The organism is Mesorhizobium sanjuanii, assembly GCF_002529485.1.
In the GTDB taxonomy this organism is placed as follows: domain Bacteria; phylum Pseudomonadota; class Alphaproteobacteria; order Rhizobiales; family Rhizobiaceae; genus Mesorhizobium; species Mesorhizobium sanjuanii.
Window position 1 is genome coordinate 24897 of the sequence record NZ_NWQG01000010.1, and the last position, 20551, is coordinate 45447.

A 20551-nucleotide genomic window follows, 5' to 3' on the forward strand; every position below is an offset into this window, starting at 1 on the left:
AGCTAACAGATGACTAGCTTCAATTTGAAGCCGTGGGTCCAGTCGCCAGTCCCCACCTCGCGGCCAGAGGACATTTCATGATCAACCAGAACTGGTGGTTCACAACCTTACTGACCAAGCAGTTCAAATACTGCCCGCCGCTAAATCGGTCGATCAAGTGCGACGTGTTGATCGTTGGCGGAGGAATGAGCGGCATCAGCGCCGCAGTGGGATTCCTGCAACGAGGGTTCAGCGTCGTCCTGATCGAAAAGAATATCGTTGGCGGAAGCTCTTCGGGCCGCAGTGCCGGATTCTTGACTCCGGACAGCGAACTGGAATTGCACCAACTGGTTCGCAGATACGGGATCGATGCCGCGCGAGAGATATGGGAGATGCCCTGTCGGGGAATCGATCGCATCGTGCAGGCCATCAGGAAGAACGGTGCGCCCTTGGCTTACAGCCGCTCTCCCCGGAGACGTAGCATGCAGCCAGAACAGTTGCCCATAAAAGGGCGAGGAGCCAATATGTGCAGCTACGGCATTCAAAACTCGAGGCGCTCATGAAGAACAAGCTACGGCTCGGGTTCTTGCCAGTTGTCGTCGTGCTCTTGCTAGCGCTCTTGCGGGGAACTTCGCTAGCTCAACAGCCTTCCCCCGACCTTCCGCCCGAAAAGGCAAAGCAGTTCCTCGAGCTTTTGTCCGATCCGGAACTAAAGGCATGGCTCGAGGGAAAGGTTCCAGCGGCCACGGACAAGCCCGGCCTGTCCATTTCCGAGGACATCTTGAGCCTGGAGGCGGGTATTCGCGCCCGTATCGGTGCGCTCGGCGCCGCTATCCCGCGCCTGCCGGAAGAACTGTCGCGCGCCGCCGACGTTGTCTCGCGTGACGTGAACACCGGCAGGCCAGGGCTGGTTATGGGCATCCTGGCGGTCTTGATCGCGGTCGGATTCGGAGCCGAGTGGGCGGTCCGGCGAGTGCTCGCCAGGACGAGGAGCGCGGTTGCTCGGGAAGACGCCGGACAAGCGATCCTCTTTGAGACTGTCGCCTTGCTGACTTTTGCGCTCGCCAGCGCCGGTTCGTTCTTGGCATTCGGATGGCCACCCTTACTCCGCAGGATCATTCTGACCCTGCTTCTTGCATTCATCGCGTTCCGTGTCGTTCGTACGGCAGCCCGATTGCTGTTTGCGTTCGGCGGTGCGACGAGCGACCCCTCGGACAGGCCGACTCCGCTTTTCGAAAGCGAGGCTTCGACCCGTTTCTGGCATTGGCGAGTCAGCCTTGTGGCCGGGTTCCTGTTGTTCGGCTGGGCGATCGCCAGCCTCATGCCTGGCCTGGGCTTCCCTCTAGAGGTTACGGGGCTCGTCGCCTTCCTGTTCGGGCTTGGCATTCTGGCAACCGCAATCGACGTCGTCTGGCAACGGCCCGACGGGCGAGGTTCTCTGGTCAAGCAATCGTTTCTCACCTTGTTACTGATCGTGCTCTGGGTAGCTTGGGTCGCCGGCCTGCTCGGCGTCCTGTGGGTGGGGATTTTCGCCCTGGTGCTGCCGACGGCCTTGCGTGGCGTCGGCGCCGCGGCACAGGCCTTCGCCGGCAGGTCGAAGCGCAGCGGCGCGATGGGTGTCGTACTCAACGTGCTCATTGTCAGGGGCGCCAGGGCGGCGGTCATTGCCGCGGCGGTCGCATGGCTCGCCCATATCTGGCGGATCAGGGCCGCGAGCCTCGCCGGCAGCGAAACCGGCGGCTTCCTGATAACCGGGCTGCTCAACGGCATCATCATTTTGCTGATCGCCGACCTGCTCTGGCAACTGTCGAAGGCCTTGATCGAATATCAGATGAACCTCGCGCCGGCGGATGGGAGCAGCGCCGACCAGCTGGCCCGCAGCGGCCGGCTGCGCACGCTGTTGCCGATATTCCGCAACGCCCTTGCCGTGTTCATAGCCGCGCTCACCGCGCTAACGATCCTCGCTGGGCTCGGCGTGCAGATACTCCCGCTGATTGCGGGCGCCGGCATCTTCGGCATCGCCATCGGCTTCGGCTCGCAGACCCTCGTCAAGGACGTGCTGAGCGGCGTGTTCTACATGATGGACGACGCCTTCCGGGTCGGTGAATACATCCAGAGCGGCAGCTACAAAGGCACGGTCGAGTCCTTCAGCCTGCGTTCGGTGCGTCTGCGTCATCATCGCGGCCCCATCTACACCGTCCCGTTCGGTGAGCTCGGGGCGGTCCAGAACATGAGCAGGGATTGGGTGACCGACAAGATCACGATCGGCGTGACCTATGATTCCGACGTGGACCTGGCGCGCAAGCTGATCAAGAAGATAGGCCAGGAACTGGCAGCCGATCCTGAATTTGCGGCCGACACGATTGAGCCGCTCAAGATGCAGGGCATCGACAATTTCGGGGACTATGCGATCGTTCTGAGGATAAAGTTGACGACAAAGCCGGGTACCCAATTCGGCATCAAGCGGCGCGCCTTCATGATGATCAAGGCGGCATTCGCGGAAAACGGCATCAAGATCGCGGTTCCCACCGTTCACGTCGAGAGTGGCGGGGAGACCGCGGCCGCTGCTCATCAGGCAGACCAAATCCTGAAAAAGAGCAAGGCCCCCTTGGAGGCGTGAGGGACACGCCATAGAGCTGCGCGGTCGTGTCCACGTCATCCGAACTCGGCCTGACCTCTCTGAGAAAGGCATCGATGAATTCGGGCCGTGCCAAAACCGACATCCGACCAAGGGCAATGGCTGTCGCGCGATAGTCGTTCGCAGAATGCCGGCTATCTCTCGGGAACGGCCGCGATGGGAGTCAAACCGGGACATCATGCCGTCGTTGCGGACGTTCTGACGAACATAGCCGGATGGCAAGACATTAGGCGGCGTGCGTATGTGTGCCAACCGCCATTTGTCGATGGCGTCGAGGACTAAGCGGCCCGCAGTGAGCTGGCCAGCATTAGCCCGTAGGTTACAGTTAGTTACGTTCCCTGACGTGAGCCGATCGGCCAAGGTCACTCACAGCGCGCAATACCGCCTCGCCCGCAAGGGGACACCAGCCTCCGAGCAATCGAATAGGGCGCCCATAATAGCCATAAGCAATTTAGCCTGCGCACAAAAGGGGAATATCGATGCGAAAATTCATGACACTGATCGCGGCAACGTCAGTAGCACTTTCGTCTGGGATGGCAGCCTACGCACAAGATCAAAACCCCCTTCCCAGGGCCAGCGATGTGCTTGTCCGATACGGGGACGATGTCGAGGGCTGGACCGTCTATGCCAATCAAACCCGCGGAGATTGCTTGATCGTGCGCTCAGATGGCCCAAGTTCGGTGCAAATGGGCGTTACCGCAAATCGGGAGGTCGGGTATCTTGGCGTGTTCACGAAGGTGGATATCGGCCTTCAGAACGGGGCCAAGTCGGACATCTTCGTCTCCATTGACGGCCATCTCTATCGTGGTGTGGCCACTAGCACGAGCGGCGAACTCAAGGGCGGATACTCTGGCGGCTACATCTTGACAGATGACCCGAAGTTCAAGCGCGACGTAGCGAAGAAATATAAAATGACCGTGTTTCCGGAAACCAAGGGGGCCTTTGTTGTCGATCTGAAGGGGACTTACAAGGCAATGGCAATGGGCCACAAGTGCCTCACGCAGTGACCCCGCTGCTGAGCGGCTGGAATTGTCCACGGCGGCGGACCACCGGCATCCTGGAATCCTTGCATATATCGTCGGTCCTTGCCGGACATGATGCAGATCAATGCGCATTTGGGATGGGAGAGGGCACGCCAATCCGGATCAATTCCGAAAAATCTGGCGAAAGGCCCGACTCTCGCGCACGGCCGTCAATGTGAGCTGCCTCCCTCAAAACCGACATCGGCAAGCTGACATCGAGTGCACCCCGTGCATACGCATATTCGGGAAGATAACCGTTAACGATGAGGCGCCAGTCAAGCGGGACCACGTCACCGACCGCTCGCATCATCTTGACGATGGTGGTCGTGCAGTTCGTCGTGATGGAATTATAGAACTCCGGAGTCGTGGAAAGTGTATTTGCGTCCAAGACGTATTCCAGCAAGAGCGCCCGGGCCGCCTCCGGTGACGCTTTTAGCCGATAGATTTGGACATCCTCTCCGCGAACGTTTGACCTGACGCCGACGACGTCTTGCTCGTCAGCCGCAATAATGACCAGGGTATTGCTCTTGAACAGGTCTGCCATGGGAGAAAACTTGCCGCCTCCATGGCGTCGCACCTCAATCGACCAGGCAAGATAGTCACCTCCTGCAAAGCCGAAGCTCATGATGACATGGGCGATTTTGGTCCCGGACCAATAAGACATGAAGAGGTCGACCGTCTGAATGGTGGAGAGGTCGTAGGTCCGCTTTGTCCAGCGTTCGGTGAAATCAGTAGCGCTACGCCATTCGAAGTCGCGCACATCAGTCAGCGTCAACAGGTTCCCGTCGCGGGTGCCGGTCACCTGACGGGCGACGTCTGGCGCCCAGTCCGCGTGATCGAAAGGCCTGATGGTGCTCCACCAAACCAGAACCACAGCAAACGCAGCGGCAAACGGGACAAGCGCCCTGATGCGAAACCGGCTGAAGAGTGCGATGATGGTGGCGAGGCCGAACAAGATGAAAAGGACGCTGGCCAGAGCCCGTCCAAGCTCAGCCACAGGCAGACGATACCACATGGCAAGTCCGGCCCAGGCAGTCAGGATTGCGACGGCGAGCGAAAGGATGATGGCAAGCGAGATCCGAGCGATGCGACGCATCCATTCCCCTTTCAGCCAGACGGGATCGCGGCGACGTTCCTGCGGATGCGGTTGACTCTCCCCGTAATCGGCTTCAGTGCCGCCGCTCGGCTTCGACGAATGATTGCTTCTTGCAGTCTTTGATACTCCGGGAGGAGACAGCGCAATCCTCACTGCCAGGGACAGATTTCTGGCTGGTCTCGGAACCTGTCAGGGCGCCGATGTGATTGCCCAGATTTTCCCTGCTGTTTTGATCGACCGCTGCAACAGGTGCCGCGATCACCAACCCTGCGGCGCTGCCCGCCGCTGCCGCCGCACCGGTCGTTGCGTTAATGATCGTATCGCCCAGGCCTATCCTGTTGTCGGTCAACGTCTGGCCGCCGGTCATACGCCTCCCAATCAGTTGCACGATCTGCGGTGACGACGCGAACTTGCCGTGATGCAAACGGTCCCCGGATTTGACCTTCGTCAGATCGATGACGGTTATATTGTTGTTCGCCAGTTCTTCCCTGTATGGAGCTTGTTCCGGATCGATCGATCCGAGCCGGGGGATATTGCCCCAGACCCGTCGCGAAACTTTGAGCGCGCGATCGTCCTGCGAGACAAAGAGGGTGAATTGCGGGTGCTGTTTGCCCATGTCGGCAATCTGAGTGCGAAACACGTCGACATCGACATCAGGCGCGGCCAGCATGACGTTTTTGAACTTCGCCGGGAGGCCGCCATTGCGGATGGCCATCTGCCGCAAGCCTTCCAACGCAAGCCAGTTGCCCATCGAATGGGCGAGGATCGACACTTCCTTGATTTCAGCGTCGCGTGCAAGATATTGGAACAGCAGTTCAAGCGCATTTCGCGTGTAGTTGGTGCTTTCACGATCGTAGCCATAGGCCAGCGCACTGCCTCGGGAGGGCCATGTGACCAGGATCGGGACGCTCTGCGTGCCCGTGTCCTTTGCGATCTGCGCAAAACGATAGACCGAGTCTTCAAAGCGATTGTTGAATCCGTGAATAAAGACGAGGACGCTGTGATCCGGGCTCTTCCTGACAGAGGCGTTAAGCCACCCCTTCGCTGTCTCGACCGTCAATTCTTGGGCCTGCACGACTGCGAAATCAGTCGCCGGGTTTGATGGCAGTTTCTTGGGCCATGCGACCTCTCCAACCTTGCGGACCGATGCTGGAGGGATCGACACCGTGATCTCCGTGAACGAGGGGGCCAGTCCGCGCTCGCCCGTATACATTTGTGCCGGATTGGAGGAACGACTGCGTGTCGTTGTGACCAGCATCTCCACCTTGCTGGAGGAAGGGGAGGTATCGGCCACGGGCAGCAGCACATTCGTCGGACGGGACGCGCACCCCCACAGCAGGCCGACCAACGCCGACACCAACAAAGCGGTGCTGATACGCCTGACCTTGGACAGGCTCGCGAAACAGTTCCCCAAACTCTCCTCCCGTTTCGAAGTCGTCCCAAAGCGTCCTCGGGCTGCAAAAGCCGCCCCGCAACCGGGAGCGAAAACGATCAGCACTGTACTGCTAGCGCGAACTTCGCGATGCGATTACTCCGACAAGCGACCATGATCTATTTGAACCCCCGGCCCAGATCCGATCAGAACCGAAATCTGGCGCCGATGATTGGTCCCTGCATTGCTATGTCAAACACAAATCCGTCGTCCTCGTAGTCCACGGCAAGGTAGCGATAGCCGGCTTCCAGCGTGACCGAATCACTGTACCGGTATTGAAGCGTGCCCTGCACTTGCCAGTCGATGTCGGCGCCAACGCCGAAGCCACCGACATCCGCCTCGCCATGGAGTCCGAATCCGTTACCGAGAGCAACGTCGCCGGCCACACCAATCAAGGGGTCGACCCAGGTCTTGCTGCCGCTGGCCTCCCTTACGGCGAGAGGGCCAGCAACAGTCAAATCCGTGTCCAGGTACCAAAGCCGTCCGCCGGCCAGAACGTCCAGGGTCGCGGTGCCATTGTCGATGACCCGATAGGAGCCTCCGAAGGTCCACACCACCGTGTTCATGTCCGCCTCGGCCGAAAGCGGCAATGGGCCAGGCGACGATCCATCGGCCTCGAGTCCCAGGTAGATGAAGTCGGTGAAAAGAGCATAGCGGCCATTGCGCGCCTCACCGGCAAGCATGACCGGCGGAGGGGACCAATCGATGCTGTTGAAAATCTGGCTGAAATCGACGTCGATATCGACCGGCGACAGGCCCCTGACGCCGACCCTGCCCTTCATGCCTGCCATCCAGAAATAGGGCTCTGCGGTGAAGGTCCAGACCGGCGCCGGCGCGGCTTCAGCAGGCGCGGGTGCGGTTTCAGGAAGTAGCGTCGCAGCGTCCGCGGCGACCGCCGGCACCGCAAGCAGCGCTGCCGCCGTTCCCGCCGAAGCCAACACGAGAGCTCGGATGATTCCCATATGAAGTCCCCTCCAATTCCGAATTTTACTTCATGTCCGATGATCGTCCTGCATGCCCGCAGTGACAACATATATGTATTCGTGCGGCTCAGCTAATGGATATCGGATCTCGATCGTTTTCATGTCGACAGCGGTCCATTTGTTTGTTCGTGGCTATCACGGACAGTGCTGGTCTACTTTGGGAACAGCAGGGCAATTCCCGTGCGAAATCCGAAGCCGTCCGGTCCGCTATCGGGGCTTACCGCCCAATACCGCACACCGGCGAAGAGGCTGATTGGCTGCTTGTCGATCACAACCAGCTTCGAGACCTGGAAGTTGACCGGGACCGACCACTGATGTGCTTCCCAATTGTAGGCGCTTTCGGTATTGAGCGTGAAGGTCCAGGCATCCTTCGTCGTGTAAGAGACGAAAGGCTGCAGGAAAGTGGAATTTATATCGCTGCGGTCGCTGTCGCCTGCAAATGACCAGATGTGGTTGGCCAGCATGCCGACCGTCCACCCATCGAATTGCTTCAAGACGACGCCGGTCGGTCCTGCCCCCCATTTTTTCCCGCCAAGCAACTCGTCAGTCGCAGTGGGCAACAGAAACACCGGGCCGACACCCCAGATGATCCCGCTCGCGGTGGGGTGGGAAGGCGAGAAGAACAGGCTTTGGGTTATGTCGCCGAGGCCGAACTGGTCGCCGGATGGTCCTGCAATGTCGTGCTGCCAGGCAATCGGCAAGATGGTGCGCGATATCAGGTTCCAGTTGTCGTTAAGCGTGATCGGCATGACCGGCTGCACGTTGACGTAGGCTTTGTCACCATCGCTGGGGCCATAGCCGCTGTCGTAGTTGAACTGGAACGGCACGCTGATCAGCGAGGCGATCGGATTGGACAGCTTCTTGGCGAGATCCTGGGTGTTGTCCTGAGCCGACGCGGCCGTGACGACAAGCAGGCACGAGAACAGGGCTGCTACGGTTTGCAGAGGTCGATTGCCTAACAGAAATTCCAAGCCAGCCTCCGCAAATTCTGGCCACTCACCGTGGCGGCCAAGGAATGACACGCGATTTTCGGGTAGCGTCGGCGTGCAGCACGGCTCCGATTTCCCCAACCAACCGGTCCACCAGTTCCTGCCATTCGGCTCGTCTGGACTCGCGCAATGCCGGCGGAACCTTGTCGATCCTCGAGAGTGCGAGCTCCGCTTCAGCAAGTTCCTCGCACATATCCTGAAAGCCCTCGCTTCGGTCCATCAGCCGATGGATCGGCAGTTCAAATTGCGGGAACCGGCGGATTGCCGCCGAGACCGCTCTTTGTCTATCAGCCGGTTCGCCGTCCATCCTCGTGGCGCAAGTTCGTGTTTCCCGAAACCGCCGTAGCCTATCGCATGGAGGCGGCTGCGGAATGTAAGTTACGTGGGCGATAGGGTAATTTCTGAATATCCCGAAGCGGTCTCGGTCGGCACCAAGGCCCATAAAGTCGAAAATTCAAACTGCGTTGCCAGCGAGGTCGCCTATCTAATTGACCCGCTGCAATTCGCCGCTGCACGCGCGACCCGTCGCCTCCATCCGAACGTTATCCGTTTAGACTATTAGGAGCATTGCACGAACAGGCTCGCGCATATAAATTAGGCATCGAGAGGTAACCGGCGAAAAAGAAAATATAACTGGGGAGTAGTCACCCCAGAACGTCAGGTGAGGGAACCAAGGTGATCCCGGCGGAGACAGCCGCAGAGGGGGGGCATACGCTCCCCGCAGAGGTTTGTCGTGCCCAGCTTGCCCTGATCCTCAACAGCGCGGACTTCGATGCAACTGGGCGCGAGCGCCGCTTCCTCAGCCATGTGGTGGAAGAGACGTTGGAGGGTCGCGGTGATCGTATCAAGGCCTATTCGATCGCAGTCGAAGTGTTTGGCCGCGACATGTCCTTCGACCCGCAGACGGATCCGATTGTCCGCATCGAGGCTGGCCACCTCCGGCGCGGGCTCGAGCGTTACTACCTGACTGCCGGACACAACGATCCAGTTCTCATCACGATTCCGAAGGGCGGTTACGTTCCAACGTTCTCGGTGCGATCGCCGCCCGAGACCTTTGAGCCGCCCTTGCCGGTGGCAGAGAAAGTCACGACCCCTTATCGACGGATGAGGGCATCATGGCTCACAGTGGTTCTTGCGGCTGCCGTCGCGGCATTGGCTGTTCTGGCGTTGGGGTTGGCGAGCAGCGGCGTCCGCCCAACTTCGCCTGAGATTCCGCGACTGCTGGTCGAGACGTTTGACGATCTTTCAGGAACGGAAGCCTCCAGGGCGATTGCGAGCGGATTGACACAGGAAATTGTCGGGCAACTCTCCAAGTTCAAGGATGTCATCGTCGTCCAGTCTTCCGAAAATTCGGTCGCGCCGTCGCGCTTTGTTCTTGCGGGAAGCGTCCATCTGTCGGCGGATGCCTTCCGGCTTCGGGTCAGGTTTATCAACCGCGCCGACGGCTCCGTCCTGTGGGCGGACAGTTATGATGGAGAGATGAAAGTCGCCGCGCTTCTCGAGACCGAGACGAGTATCGCACAGAAAGTGGCGACGAGCCTGGCCCAGACATACGGCGTGATCTTTCAGGCCGACGCCTCGCTCAACGTCTCGAATCCTCCCGACGATTGGGCTGCCTATTCCTGCACGCTTTCCTTCTACGCATATCGGGCAACGGTCGATCAAACGGCACTTCCATCAGTGCGTGCGTGCCTGGAGAAGGCCGTTGAGCGCTTCCCGGGCTACGCCACGGCCTGGGGTCTGCTGTCGCAGGCCTATATCGACGAGATTCGATTCCTCCCTTTCGACGAAGCCGCGACTTCGGCCTCGATCGCCAGCGCTCTTGCCACGGCCAAGCGGGCCGTGGAACTGGACCCGCTCAACATCCGCGGCCTGCAGGCGGAAATGTTCGCGCTCTATTTCAGCAAAGAGATCGAGGCGGCGCTGTCCGTGGGCAAACGTGCTTTGACCATCAACCCCAACGATACCGAACTGATGGGCGAGTACGGATATCGGCTGGCGCTCTCAGGAGAATGGGATGACGGCTGCCCGCTGGTCGAGGAAGCTCGCACGCGCAATCCGGGTCCGTTAGCCTATTACGAGACCGCGCTTGCCCTTTGCGCCTATTTTCGCGGCGATTATCCGCAGGCGGCCATGTGGATCAGGAAAGCAACGGTTCCCGGCAATGCCAACTATCACGCTATCGCGGCCGCGATTTTCGGCGAGGGCGGATATGAAGCGGACGCCCGGCGCGAGCGTGTCTGGCTTGAAGAAAACGCGCCAGGCTTGATCAAGAACCTCCGGCAGGAGGTCGCGATGCGGATCATTCGACCAAAGGACGTCGATTTCTTCCTCGGTTCGCTCAAAAAGGCCGGGCTCGCATTCAAGGACTTGGCCGGGCAGACCTGAACTCTGCCCTAGGACACGGCAACTTACATTCCCCTCCGCCGCCTTATGCCGCAACGTCAGCCGATTCGTAGCGCCCGTGGAGGGCATCATGAACATGCCGGGCTGGAGGCATTGGCACTCCCCGATATCGCGCCGATGCTGTTCGGCCGCACGCCTAACCGCAACCTCGACCATCGCGACAATTGGCCGATCTTCGAGACGGCGGCAGCCCTTCGCGCGCCGCTCTATATCCATCCGCAGTCACCGGTGCCGGCCGTGCGCGACGCCCTTTATGGCGGATTCGGCGACGATGTGGACGCTGCCTTTGCGACCTTCGGGCTCGGCTGGCATTGTGAGACGGGCGTGCAGATTCTCCGCATGATCCTCGCGAGAACAGCATCAAATTCTATCAGGCCATGCTTCAACATTGTCCCGCTTTCCGCAACGCCACATGCCAGTTCAGCCCAGTTATCAGGAATGATGTCTATCGCTAAATTGTCCTTGTCACGTCAAGGAGCCGAGCGATGCCGATCGAACTACCCAAGCCCATAGCCAACTATGTCGAGGCGAACGCCCGTCTCGATGTGGACGGAATGTTGAGCCCGTTACGCGCGACGCGGTCCTTTTTGCTGATGGAGGCCGTCACGAGGGCTACGCCGGGATGCGGGCCTTGTTCGAAGAAGCGGTGATCCCGGTCAGGGCGATCTTCACGCCAGATGCCGTTCGCCACGAGAACGGCCACGTCGTGGTCGAAGGCCCCGCCCATGGCGACTTCAAGGGCAGCCCGATCCGCTTCGCCTACCGCTTCACGCTCGAGAACGACGCCATTAAGGCCTTGGAGATCACGGCATGACCATCAAGGCTGATCCGACCGAGTTCGAGGGAAAGCGCGTGCTCATCAGCGGCGGCACCAAGGGCTTGGGCGCGCCACCGTCGACCGCTTCCTGGCTTGCGGCGCCCGGGTGATCACCTCCGCCCGCGGAGCCCTGGAACCTATCGATGGCGTTGAGTTCGTCCAGGCGGACCTGACGGCGGCCGAGGGCGGCGAAGCCCTGGCCAAGGCGGCGCTAGATGTGGAGCCTCAACAGGTTGTCCTCGGTTAGGCCGAGGCGGCTGATTGGTGTTTTGGACTTTAGGCTGCCGTGCGGTCGATGCCAATTGTATCGGTGCAGCCAGACAGGAAGTTCTCCGGCACGATGATCGGAGGTCGGGTAGGCGAGGGGCTGAGGTCAAAGCGTTTTGACACGCTTGTTCCGATTGGGGAGCAAGATCCGCCATCTCCACCTCGATCAACGGCCGGAACTTCTCTCCGATTTCGCGCGCCTCGGGCTGCGTCCGACTACCGGAACAGAAACACCGGGATCTTACAGGACCGGGTCATCTCCGCCATGGTCGAGCCGAATATTGAGCTGCGGATAAGCGAATGCCCATAGGCGCCCATGCCGACCGCCTAAAGTGGAAAAAGCAACGCTATGACGGTCGCCAGCGTCACGATGCTGAAAAGGGTGCTCGCGATGACCATCGAGCCGATTGCAGCGTAGTCGAGGCGATAGTTCACGGCAAAGAGAATGCCGAAGAAGCCTGACGGCACAGCGGAGATCAGGATGGCGATCTTCGCCGTCTCGATGGGAATCGGCAACGCAAACACGACTGCCGCAGTCAAAACCGGTCGACCGACGTCGGCAAGCCCCGTCGCAGCAACCACCTTCCAATTCAAGCGAAAGGGTTGCGACGAGAGGATGAGGCCAGTCAGGAATAGCGCCACGCCGGGAGCGACGCCTCCGATGAGCATCAGGCTCGTCCTGGCGAGAGAGTCCAGTTCCAGTCCCGCAAGGGAATACAGGACGCCGACCGCGGGAGCCAGAACGACCGGCTTCGTCACTGAGCGCAGCAATGCCTTCGGAATCTGCTGCGAGGACTCGGTCGGGATTCCTTCCTTCGGCTTCCTGGAATTCAGTTCGACGAAAATCAAAGACAGAGGGCTGACGATGATCGAGCCGGCGGCAAGCGCGACAGCGATGGGGACCGTGCCGCCTGGTCCGATGACGGCAGCCGCTATGGGGAGGCCGACGCCGGCCAAATTCGGGAAAGATACGGTCAGGGCCTGAAGGGCGGCATCCGCCTTAGAAACGTCCGAAGACGCACGGACGAAAAAATACCATGCGAGATGAACGAGCAGCATAACGACACCGAGGATCAGGAAAAGCGGCGCTTGCTCGAGCATCTCGCTTCGCGGCGCGGATGCGGTCGCCACGAACAGCGAGGCAGGCAGGGCGAAGTTCATCACGAGAGCGTTGAGGCCGTCCACGTGATGGTTTTCAACTATGCGGAGCCTTCCGGCAGCGTAGCCTACAAGAATAACGAAAAAGACCGGGGCGAGTGCCAGAAGGATCGTATTGGCTGTCATGTCGGCAGCCTCCTGAAGATGCAAGTCGCCTCGTGGGTGTCGCCCAGGATGCTCCAAACGCGTTTTGCGCTGCTGACAATGTGCCGGACCGACTGATTCAATTCGGCTTCAGTCGAGCTCCCAAATGCGTCCCTCAATCGGATTGCTTCGGCTTGGAAAACGATGGCCGTGAGGGCGTCTGCTATCTGAGATCTCGCGCAGTCCGGGGCAGCTTGCCCGGTGCAATGCCCGTTGCTGCCTCGTCCGTTCGGTGCGGACGCGCGGCCAGCCTTGTCCGTGTCAATCAGAATGCTCTTTGGGGGCTGCATCTGGATAACGTCCTCAGCGTCACGATCATATAGGCTCGCCATCAGAAGCACAGGCTTGCACAGGCTCGCGCGTGCCGCGCGTAAATTGTTGGAAAGTGTTGTTGAGGGCCGAAGGCAGAGGGCTCGACCAGTTTGCGTTCCGCGGTGCCGTGCTGAGACGATCAGATCGCCGGCCCGAGCCGACATTCCGATATAGTAACCGAACCGAGCGCGGTTTCGGTGCCGCCGAAGAAGCTTTCCTATCGTAGCCTTGCAGTTATTTACGCAACTTAACGGGCGCGCTGCTCCTTCGCGTGTCAGCATCCTGGTCGTTCACAGTGTCCGAACGTCAACCAAACACTGAGGTGCTGCCATGCCATTTCGACGCATCTGTTACGCCGCCATGCTGGCGTCTTCCCTCGCCCTGATCGCCCCTGCTGCGGCTATGGCCGAACCCATCAAGAACATTGTCCTGGTGCACGGCGCCTGGGTCGATGGATCGGGCTGGAAACCGGTCTACGACATCCTGATGAGGAAGGGCTTCCGTGTATCGATGGTCCAAGAACCCGAAACATCGTTCCAGGACGACGTCGCCGCCGCGACGCGCGTCCTCGACATGCAGGACGCCCCGGCCATCCTGGTCGGACACTCCTACGGCGGCTCGATCATCACCGAAGCCGGCATGCACCCGAAGGTCGCGGGCCTTGTCTACGTCGCTGCTCACGCTCCCGACGTTGGCGAGGACGAGGGCGAACTCGGGAAGAAAATGCCGAGCGTGCTGGGCAAGACCGAAGGCGCGATCAAAGCCACGCCGGATGGCTACACCTACCTCGACCCGGAACTGTTCCCCAAGCTGTTCGCCCCTGACCTGCCGCGCGAACAGGCCGAGTTCGCCGCCCGCTCGCAGGTGCTGGCCAAAGCCGAGGTGTTCGGCACGCCGCTGACCACCGCTGCGTGGAAGACCAAGCCGAGTTGGGGCATCGTCGCGGGCAACGACCAGATCATCAACCCCGACCTCGAGCGCTTCTACTATGAACGTGCCAAGGCGCCCTTCATCGTCGTCGAAGGCGCCAGCCACTCGGTCTACGAATCCCATCCGGAGCGCGTTGCCGATGTGATCGAGGAAGCCGCGCGGAAAGTCGGCGAGAAGACGAACTGAACGCAGTCCAAAGCCGTCGTAGAGCGCGAGCCATGCGACGGCTTCCTTCAGCGCAAGAGGGTCGGCCATGGTCGCTCTTTCAAATCTCTCGCCAGGCAGAATCTGGGACACATCGCGTCAGTCGCGCGCGCAACGCATCGCGGCCGGCAGCACTTATGCCCGCGGCAAACTGGTCGCGCCGAAGGATGCGACGAAGCTGCTGGGGGCAGTGATACGGCCGGGTGACCGCGTCTGCCTGGAAGGCGACAACCAGAAGCAGGCGGACTTCCTCGCCGCCCGGCTGGCGGAAGTCGATCCCTCCGTGGTGAAGGATTTGCACATCGTGCAGTCCGGCGTGGTATTGGCCGAGCATCTCGACATGTTCGAGGCCGGTATCGCGAGAAAGCTCGACTTCTCCTACTCCGGCCCGCAGGGCGAGGCGATCGCGCGGGCGCTCAAGGCCGGCAAGATCGAGCTCGGCGCCGTCCATACCTATCTCGAGCTGTTCTCGCGCTATTTTGTCGATCTCACCCCGCATGTGGCGCTGACCGTGGCGCGGTGCGCGGATCGCGACGGCAACCTCTACATGGGTCCGAACACCGAGGACTCGCCGGTCGTCATCGAGGCGACGGCGTTCAAGCAGGGTATTGTCATCGCCCAGGTCAACGAGTTGGTCGACAAGGTGCCGAGAGTTGATGTGCCGGGCGACCGGGTCGATTTCGTCGTGGTCGCGCCCGAGCCCTTCTATGTCGAGCCGCTTTTCACCCGTGATCCGGCGCAGATTACCGAGACGCAGATCCTTGGCGCCATGATGGCGATCAAGGGCATCTATGAACCATATGGCGTGAAGCGGCTGAACCACGGCATCGGCTTCAACACGGCGGCGATCGAGTTGATCCTGCCAACCTATGCCGAGCGGCTGGGGCTTAAAGGCAAGATCGCCACGCACTTCGCCCTCAACCCGCATCCGACCCTCATTCCCGCCATAGAGTCGGGCTGGGTCGAACAGGTCCACAGCTTCGGCTCGGAAGTCGGCATGGACGACTATATGCGCGCCCGGCCGGACATTTTCTTCACCGGCCGAGACGGCTCGATGGCGTCCAACCGCATGTACTGCCAGTCGGCGGGGCTTTACGCGACCGACCTGTTCATCGGCTCGACCCTGCAGATCGACTTGGCCGGCAATTCCTCAACCTTCACCAAGGATCGCATCGCCGGCTTCGGCGGAGCGCCGAACATGGGCTCGGACCCGCGCGGGCGCCGCCATGCCAGCGAACCCTGGCTGAAAGCCGGGCGCGAGGCCGCGAGCTTGGGGACGGTGCTGCCGCGCGGGCGCAAGCTGGTTGTGCAGATCGTCGAGACCTTCGGCGAGAAGCTCGTGCCCACCTTCGTGGAAACACTGGACAGCATCGAGCTCGCCAAGTCGCTCGACCTCGCGCTTCCACCGGTGATGATCTATGGCGACGACGTCAGCCACATCGTCACCGAGGATGGCATCGCCAACCTCCTGCTCTGCCGCAACGCCTACGAGCGCGAGCAAGCGATCCGCGGCGTCGCCGGCTACACAGATGTAGGTCGCGCCCGCGACGCCAGGGCGGTGGAGGGACTGCGGGCGCGCAAGGTGATCCTGCGGCCGGAAGACCTTGGCATCGATCCGCTCGATGCCAACAAGAGCCTGCTCGCCGCGCGCTCGATCAAGGAACTGATGCACTGGTCGGGCAATCTCTACGATCCGCCGGCCAAGTTTCGCAACTGGTGAGGAGGTGTCAGATGGAAACCCTCAAATTCCGCCATACGACCCCCGCTCCCGCCGCCGGCGAGATGCGAAGCGCGCTGATCGGTGTCGTCGCCTCCGGCAATCTCGAAGTCCTGCTGGAGCGCACGTTGCCCGAGACCGAGTGCACGGTGGAGATCGCCACTCAGGTGCGCGGCTATGGGGAACTGTGGGAGGCAGTCGTCGCCGATTTCGTAGAGCGCGCCTCGCCTGGCGGCCTGCGCATCTCCATCAATGACGGCGGAGCGCGGCCCGACACCGTGATGCTGCGGCTGCTGCAGGGCGTGCGGACCATGGAGGCCGGCCGTGAGTGACACGGAGAATTCTACATCCGATACCGGGAGTTGGTTCCTCTCGACCGCCCGCGAGCGGCTCGCGGGGCTGCTCGACCCGGGCAGCTTCACCGAGTTCCTGCAGCCCACGGAGCGTGTCGTGAGCCCGCATCTCGCCCTGTTCGACCTGCCGGCGGCCTTCGACGACGGCGTGGTGATCGGCCGCGGCAGGCTGGAAGGCCGCGAGGTGCTGGTCGCCGCACAGGAAGGGCAATTCATGGGCGGCACCTTTGCCGAGGTGAGCGGGGCCAAACTCGTCGGCCTGCTGCGCGCCGCGCGCGCCGATGCGAAGCTGCCGCGCACAGTCCTTCTGCTGCTCGACAGCGGCGGGGTGCGCCTGCAGGAGGCCAATGCCGGCGAGCTCGCAGTGGCCGAGGTCATGCGTGCTGTCGTTGAGGCGCGCGCCGCTGGCGTCACGGTTGTCGCCTTGGTGGGAGGGCGGGCCGGCGCCTTCGGCGGGGCGGGGCTGACCGCGGCGACCTGCTCGCGGATCGTCCTCTCAGAACAGGGGCGTACCGGCGTGACGGGTCCAGAGGTTATCGAGACCAATAAGGGCGTCGAGGAGTTCGACTCGCGGGACAAGGCGCTGGTATGGAGCGTGACCGGCGGACGCAGCCGCCGCCTGATCGGCGGGGCCGACGCCTATGCCGACGACACCGTCGCCGGATTCCGCAAGACCGCGCTCATTCTGATGGAGAGGGCGCCGGCCTTCGACCTCGCTACGCTGCAGGCCGAGCAGGCAAGGCTCGCGGCGCGCGCGCAGCGCTTCGGCGCATGCGAGAGCGCCGCGCAGATGTGGAAGGCGCTCGCGATTCCCGATGCCCAATCCGTGCGGAACATGGACGATGAGGCCTTCACTGCGCTCGTCGCCGGTGTGGGAGGTGCCGATCATGACGCTCGCTGAGATGCTCGCCGGCCTGTTTCCCGCCGGCCACGACGTCGTCACCCGCCCGGATCATCTGATCCTCGGTACCGGCCGCCGCGCGAACGGAAGCTCCGTAGAGGTTATCGGCATCGCCGACGGCGAGGCGCTCGGCATTGCCGGTGTCCTGCCGTTGTCCGCGCGCGTGCTCGACGTTGTGGCAGTGGGCGGCAGTGCCCCGATCCTCGTCCTGGTCGATACGCAGGGCCAGCTTATGTCTCGCCGCGACGAGATGCTGGGGCTCAACGAGTATCTCGCCCATCTGACGAAATGCCTGCTGCTGGCAAGCCATGGCGGCCACCCCACCATCGGGCTGAACTACGGCAAGGCTGTCGCCGGCGCTTTCCTCGCTACTGCGCTAGCTACCGACATCCTGGTCGCGCTGCCAGACGCCTCGCCGGCGGTGATGGACCTGCCTTCCATGGCGCGGGTGACCAAGCTGCCGATCGAGAGGCTGACCGAGTTGTCGAAGACAACACCGGTCTTCTCTCCGGGTCTCGCTTCCATGGTCGCAGTTGGCGCCGTGGCCGAGGTCTGGGACCCGGCGAAGCCCCTCGCCGATCAGCTCGAGGCAACGCTGGCGGCCGTTCCCACGCGCGATATGCGGGACGAACTCGGCGCTGAGCGCGGCGGCCGGCGCCTCGCTGCCGACATTGCCTTGCGCGTGGCGCGCCAGGCGTCAGGTGTCCACCATGCCTAGCCAGGCGTATAGCCGCCACGACCTGCTGCGCGTGGATCCGGAAGCCTGGAGGCGGATACTTCTCGCCACCGACGGTCTCGGCCCGCTTGCCGCTGAGCCCCGTCGGCTGGTGGAAGGTTGGGCCGGGCGAGGCTGGCCGGTGATCGTGCGACGGAGCACGACGGGCGACGATGAGAGCGCAATCGCCGTCGGCCTCCCACTGCCGCCAGCGCTCGGCAAACTGAGGCTTGGTCTCGCAATTCCGGCCGGGTGCGTGGTCACCAGGGTTGCAGCCCTTCGCCCGGCTCAAGCAATGCGGTCTGCCCCCGCGCACCTGCGACCGCAACTGGCAGCCGCTGCCGATCTTGGCGCGCGGCTCGGGTTGCGGCCGGCTGTCTTCGGCGCGCTGCTCTGGCAGCATCTGACCGGGCTCGACTATCTGCGGCCCACCTCCGACATGGACCTCATCTGGCCGATGCCGTGCGGTGGGGTGCTGGAAGAGTTGCTCGACGGTCTCGCGGCGCTCGACGACGCCGGTCCGGCCCGGCTCGATGGGGAGATCATCCTCGGCAAGGACGAAGGCGTGAACTGGCGCGAACTGCGCGGCGAACTCGCCCGCCCTGGCGGCACAGTCCTGGTCAAATCGATGCACGGAACGGAGCTCAGATGCGCACGACATCTCTTCGTGTGACGGAAGGTTTGGCGAAGCGCGCTCCAGCCCACGGGCGAGCATCGCTCGCACCTGGTGACGCCGAGCGGATCGGGCAGATTGCGTCGGATGCGCTGCTTGCCGAGCTCGAAACCTGGCCCAAGCCAGGGCTCGTCAGTCCGTTTGACAATGGAAGCCATGACGACATGGACTACGGCACCTTCCTTCGCAGCATCGACGTGCTTCGGCCTTACTATGCCCAGCTAGCCGCAGCCGGGGGCGCTGGGGCCGACATGGACGAGTTGCGGCGGATAGGCGGGCTGGCAGAAGACGCCATGCTGGCCGTCACCGGCGGCGTAAACACGCATCGCGGGGCAATCTTCGCGCTGGGGCTGCTCTGTGCGGCCGCCGGCGTCGCACGCGTCGAGCGCTCCGGTCTTTCGGCAGGGCGGCTGGCGCGGACAGTCGCAGAGCGTTGGGGCCGTGGCATCATGCGCGGTCCGATCAACTTGACCAGCCACGGCAGTGATGCGTTGCGCCGCTTCGGCGCCGGCGGCGCCCGGGCGGAGGCGGCGAACGGATTTCCGCATGCCCTGCGGATCGGCCTGCCCGCACTGCGGGCCGGACGGGCGCTCACGGGCGAAGAGGAGCCTGCGCGCGTGCACGCCTTCTTCGCATTGCTGGCGGCGATGGACGACACCAACCTCCTCCACCGCGGCGGCATGGAAGGGTTGCGCGTCGCGCGCCGCGCGGCCAGCGATTTCCTTCTCGCGGGAGGCGTCGGCGCGGCGGACTGGCTCTCTCGTGCCACGGCCGTGCACCGCAGGTTCGTGGCACGGCGGCTCAGCCCGGGCGGCTCGGCCGATCTCTTGGCCGCGACCATCTTCCTTGATCGCCTTGAGAAAAGACGATGAGCGGCGTCGCCATTGTTTGCTCGGGGCAAGGTAAACAAGGGCCTGGAATGTTCGACGTCGTCGCCTCCGAGCCTGAGGCTGAACCCATCTTCGCTGCCGCTGGCCGCGTGCTCGACAGCCGCGATCCGCGCGATCTTGTCCGGCAGGGTGGCGACGTCATACACCGTAACGACGTTGCGCAGGTGCTGTGTTGCACCGCGGCGCTTGCTGTTTGGGCGGTAATCGGCACGTCAATTCCACGCCCGCTCGTCGTCGCCGGCTACAGCGCGGGGGAAGTGCCTGCCTGGGCGATTGCCGGTGTCATCGAAGCGTCGAGCGCCTTCGACCTCGTGGCACACCGTGCCGCCGCCATGGACGAGGCGACGCACGAGCCCTCCGGGCTAGCCGCCATCGTCGGCCTGCGGCGCGATGTGGTCGACGGACTTTGCCGCGCCTACGGGCTCGACGTCGCCATCATCAACGGCCTGCTGCACTTCATCGTCGGCGGACGCGCGGCGGACCTCCGGCGGGCGCTCGCGGACGCCACGGCGCGCGGCGCCATCCGTGCGACGATGCTGCCTATCCATGTCGCCTCGCATACGCCGTTTCTCAAGTCAGCGAGCGAACGGTTCGGCGGGCTGCTGTCCGAAACCGGCGCTGAAGCCGTTTTACCGCGCGACGTGCGGCTGATCAGCGGGATTGACGGCCGGCCCGTTCGCAGCGTCGCCGAAGGTCTCGTCAAGCTCGCCGTGCAGATCTCGACGACCGTTGACTGGGCGGCCTGCATGGATGCATGCCGCGCTTCCCGGCCGGCTCGCGTGATCGAACTCGGGCCTGGCGACGCGTTGGCGCGAATGATGGCCGAGTTCGAGCCCGGTATACCGGCGCGCAGCGTCGCCGATTTCCGCTCCGTTGCGGGCCTGCGCCGCTGGATGGAAGCGGCAGTTTGAACTCCGCAGGATGA

Annotated in this window: 20 protein-coding genes and 1 pseudogene; 14 read left to right on the plus strand and 7 right to left on the minus strand. The window is 62.3% G+C overall.

Annotation, left to right across the window (positions count from 1 at the left end; translation table 11 throughout):
* Positions 1 to 77 precede the first annotated feature (77 nt).
* The 3 genes from CN311_RS01795 (at position 78) to CN311_RS01805 (ending at position 3624) form a co-directional block, all read left to right on the plus strand.
* Positions 78 to 542, plus strand: a complete 465-nt coding sequence (locus tag CN311_RS01795; protein ID WP_097571724.1) for an FAD-dependent oxidoreductase — start codon at positions 78 to 80, stop codon at positions 540 to 542.
* A complete protein-coding gene (locus CN311_RS01800; protein ID WP_097571725.1) occupies positions 539 to 2599 on the plus strand; it encodes a mechanosensitive ion channel family protein in 2061 nt (686 codons plus the stop codon). Before CN311_RS01795 ends, CN311_RS01800 begins: the two co-directional genes overlap by 4 nt.
* A 497-nt stretch (positions 2600 to 3096) precedes the next feature.
* Complete coding sequence (locus CN311_RS01805) at positions 3097 to 3624, plus strand: hypothetical protein (RefSeq protein WP_097571726.1); 528 nt, start codon at positions 3097 to 3099, stop codon at positions 3622 to 3624.
* A gap of 97 nt (positions 3625 to 3721) precedes the next feature.
* Here CN311_RS01805 and CN311_RS01810 read toward each other — a convergent pair whose 3' ends face one another.
* The 5 genes from CN311_RS01810 to CN311_RS01830 all read right to left on the minus strand — a co-directional run bounded on the left by CN311_RS01810 (position 3722) and on the right by CN311_RS01830 (position 8446).
* Positions 3722 to 4735 carry an Lnb N-terminal periplasmic domain-containing protein gene (locus tag CN311_RS01810; RefSeq protein ID WP_097571727.1) on the minus strand — a complete coding sequence of 338 codons (1014 nt, stop codon included), beginning with the start codon at positions 4733 to 4735 and terminating at the stop codon, positions 3722 to 3724.
* A 73-nt stretch (positions 4736 to 4808) separates the two neighbouring features.
* A complete protein-coding gene (locus CN311_RS01815) occupies positions 4809 to 6149 on the minus strand; it encodes an alpha/beta hydrolase (protein WP_425351044.1) in 1341 nt (446 codons plus the stop codon).
* Positions 6150 to 6313: 164 nt separating this feature from the next.
* Entirely contained in the window at positions 6314 to 7105 is a 792-nt protein-coding gene (locus CN311_RS01820) for a porin family protein (protein WP_208866396.1), read from the minus strand.
* A 197-nt stretch (positions 7106 to 7302) separates the two neighbouring features.
* The gene (locus CN311_RS01825) at positions 7303 to 8112 is read right to left on the minus strand and encodes a transporter (protein WP_425351045.1); all 810 of its coding nucleotides are present in this window, start codon (positions 8110 to 8112) and stop codon (positions 7303 to 7305) included.
* Positions 8113 to 8146: 34 nt separating this feature from the next.
* Positions 8147 to 8446: a hypothetical protein gene (locus tag CN311_RS01830; RefSeq protein ID WP_097571730.1), complete on the minus strand. Its 300-nt coding sequence runs from the start codon at positions 8444 to 8446 to the stop codon at positions 8147 to 8149.
* A gap of 368 nt (positions 8447 to 8814) precedes the next feature.
* Here CN311_RS01830 and CN311_RS01835 point away from each other — a divergent pair, with 368 nt between their 5' ends.
* From CN311_RS01835 to CN311_RS33155, 3 genes are all read left to right on the plus strand, one after another.
* Positions 8815 to 10527, plus strand: coding sequence for a hypothetical protein (locus tag CN311_RS01835; RefSeq protein WP_097571731.1), 1713 nt, complete (start codon positions 8815 to 8817; stop codon positions 10525 to 10527).
* Between the two features lie 45 nt (positions 10528 to 10572).
* The gene (locus tag CN311_RS32145; RefSeq protein WP_208866398.1) at positions 10573 to 11058 is read left to right on the plus strand and encodes an amidohydrolase family protein; all 486 of its coding nucleotides are present in this window, start codon (positions 10573 to 10575) and stop codon (positions 11056 to 11058) included.
* A 118-nt stretch (positions 11059 to 11176) separates the two neighbouring features.
* A complete protein-coding gene (locus tag CN311_RS33155; RefSeq protein WP_245440687.1) occupies positions 11177 to 11359 on the plus strand; it encodes a hypothetical protein in 183 nt (60 codons plus the stop codon).
* Between the two features lie 214 nt (positions 11360 to 11573).
* Here the strand turns inward: CN311_RS33155 and CN311_RS01850 are convergent.
* Positions 11574 to 11726: pseudogene (locus CN311_RS01850) on the minus strand (integrase core domain-containing protein); the annotation flags it as partial.
* 230 nt (positions 11727 to 11956) lie between these two features.
* Positions 11957 to 12913: an AEC family transporter gene (locus CN311_RS01860; RefSeq protein WP_097571732.1), complete on the minus strand. Its 957-nt coding sequence runs from the start codon at positions 12911 to 12913 to the stop codon at positions 11957 to 11959.
* A 660-nt stretch (positions 12914 to 13573) separates the two neighbouring features.
* On the opposite strand from CN311_RS01860, the gene CN311_RS01870 reads away from it, so the two are divergent.
* The 8 genes from CN311_RS01870 to CN311_RS01905 all read left to right on the plus strand — a co-directional run bounded on the left by CN311_RS01870 (position 13574) and on the right by CN311_RS01905 (position 20537).
* Complete coding sequence (locus tag CN311_RS01870) at positions 13574 to 14359, plus strand: alpha/beta hydrolase (protein WP_097571734.1); 786 nt, start codon at positions 13574 to 13576, stop codon at positions 14357 to 14359.
* A 67-nt stretch (positions 14360 to 14426) separates the two neighbouring features.
* A complete protein-coding gene (gene mdcA / locus CN311_RS01875) occupies positions 14427 to 16097 on the plus strand; it encodes a malonate decarboxylase subunit alpha (protein ID WP_097571735.1) in 1671 nt (556 codons plus the stop codon).
* An 11-nt stretch (positions 16098 to 16108) separates the two neighbouring features.
* Complete coding sequence (gene mdcC / locus CN311_RS01880) at positions 16109 to 16426, plus strand: malonate decarboxylase acyl carrier protein (protein WP_097571736.1); 318 nt, start codon at positions 16109 to 16111, stop codon at positions 16424 to 16426.
* Positions 16419 to 17348 (plus strand): biotin-independent malonate decarboxylase subunit beta, encoded by a 930-nt coding sequence (locus tag CN311_RS01885; protein WP_097571737.1) that lies wholly within the window; start codon positions 16419 to 16421, stop codon positions 17346 to 17348. The genes mdcC and CN311_RS01885 overlap by 8 nt, the downstream gene beginning before the upstream one ends.
* Entirely contained in the window at positions 17335 to 18066 is a 732-nt protein-coding gene (locus CN311_RS01890; protein WP_097571810.1) for a biotin-independent malonate decarboxylase subunit gamma, read from the plus strand. Before CN311_RS01885 ends, CN311_RS01890 begins: the two co-directional genes overlap by 14 nt.
* Positions 18059 to 18736 (plus strand): malonate decarboxylase holo-[acyl-carrier-protein] synthase, encoded by a 678-nt coding sequence (gene mdcG, locus CN311_RS01895; RefSeq protein WP_097571738.1) that lies wholly within the window; start codon positions 18059 to 18061, stop codon positions 18734 to 18736. The genes CN311_RS01890 and mdcG overlap by 8 nt, the downstream gene beginning before the upstream one ends.
* Positions 18712 to 19608 (plus strand): triphosphoribosyl-dephospho-CoA synthase MdcB, encoded by an 897-nt coding sequence (gene mdcB, locus CN311_RS01900; protein ID WP_097571739.1) that lies wholly within the window; start codon positions 18712 to 18714, stop codon positions 19606 to 19608. The genes mdcG and mdcB overlap by 25 nt, the downstream gene beginning before the upstream one ends.
* Complete coding sequence (locus CN311_RS01905) at positions 19605 to 20537, plus strand: acyltransferase domain-containing protein (RefSeq protein ID WP_097571740.1); 933 nt, start codon at positions 19605 to 19607, stop codon at positions 20535 to 20537. Before mdcB ends, CN311_RS01905 begins: the two co-directional genes overlap by 4 nt.
* Positions 20538 to 20551 lie beyond the last annotated feature (14 nt).

Coding starts and splice junctions, on each gene's coding strand:
- CN311_RS01810 (WP_097571727.1), bottom strand. CDS start 4,735: ATGCGTCGCATCGCTCGGATCTCGCTTGCCATCATCCTTTCGCTCGCC.
- mdcB (WP_097571739.1), top strand. CDS start 18,712: ATGCGCACGACATCTCTTCGTGTGACGGAAGGTTTGGCGAAGCGCGCT.
- mdcC (WP_097571736.1), top strand. CDS start 16,109: ATGGAAACCCTCAAATTCCGCCATACGACCCCCGCTCCCGCCGCCGGC.
- CN311_RS01860 (WP_097571732.1), bottom strand. CDS start 12,913: ATGACAGCCAATACGATCCTTCTGGCACTCGCCCCGGTCTTTTTCGTT.
- mdcG (WP_097571738.1), top strand. CDS start 18,059: ATGCCTAGCCAGGCGTATAGCCGCCACGACCTGCTGCGCGTGGATCCG.
- CN311_RS01830 (WP_097571730.1), bottom strand. CDS start 8,446: ATGGACGGCGAACCGGCTGATAGACAAAGAGCGGTCTCGGCGGCAATC.
- CN311_RS01905 (WP_097571740.1), top strand. CDS start 19,605: ATGAGCGGCGTCGCCATTGTTTGCTCGGGGCAAGGTAAACAAGGGCCT.
- CN311_RS01800 (WP_097571725.1), top strand. CDS start 539: ATGAAGAACAAGCTACGGCTCGGGTTCTTGCCAGTTGTCGTCGTGCTC.
- CN311_RS01795 (WP_097571724.1), top strand. CDS start 78: ATGATCAACCAGAACTGGTGGTTCACAACCTTACTGACCAAGCAGTTC.
- CN311_RS01890 (WP_097571810.1), top strand. CDS start 17,335: ATGACGCTCGCTGAGATGCTCGCCGGCCTGTTTCCCGCCGGCCACGAC.
- mdcA (WP_097571735.1), top strand. CDS start 14,427: ATGGTCGCTCTTTCAAATCTCTCGCCAGGCAGAATCTGGGACACATCG.
- CN311_RS01805 (WP_097571726.1), top strand. CDS start 3,097: ATGCGAAAATTCATGACACTGATCGCGGCAACGTCAGTAGCACTTTCG.
- CN311_RS32145 (WP_208866398.1), top strand. CDS start 10,573: ATGCCGCAACGTCAGCCGATTCGTAGCGCCCGTGGAGGGCATCATGAA.
- CN311_RS01870 (WP_097571734.1), top strand. CDS start 13,574: ATGCCATTTCGACGCATCTGTTACGCCGCCATGCTGGCGTCTTCCCTC.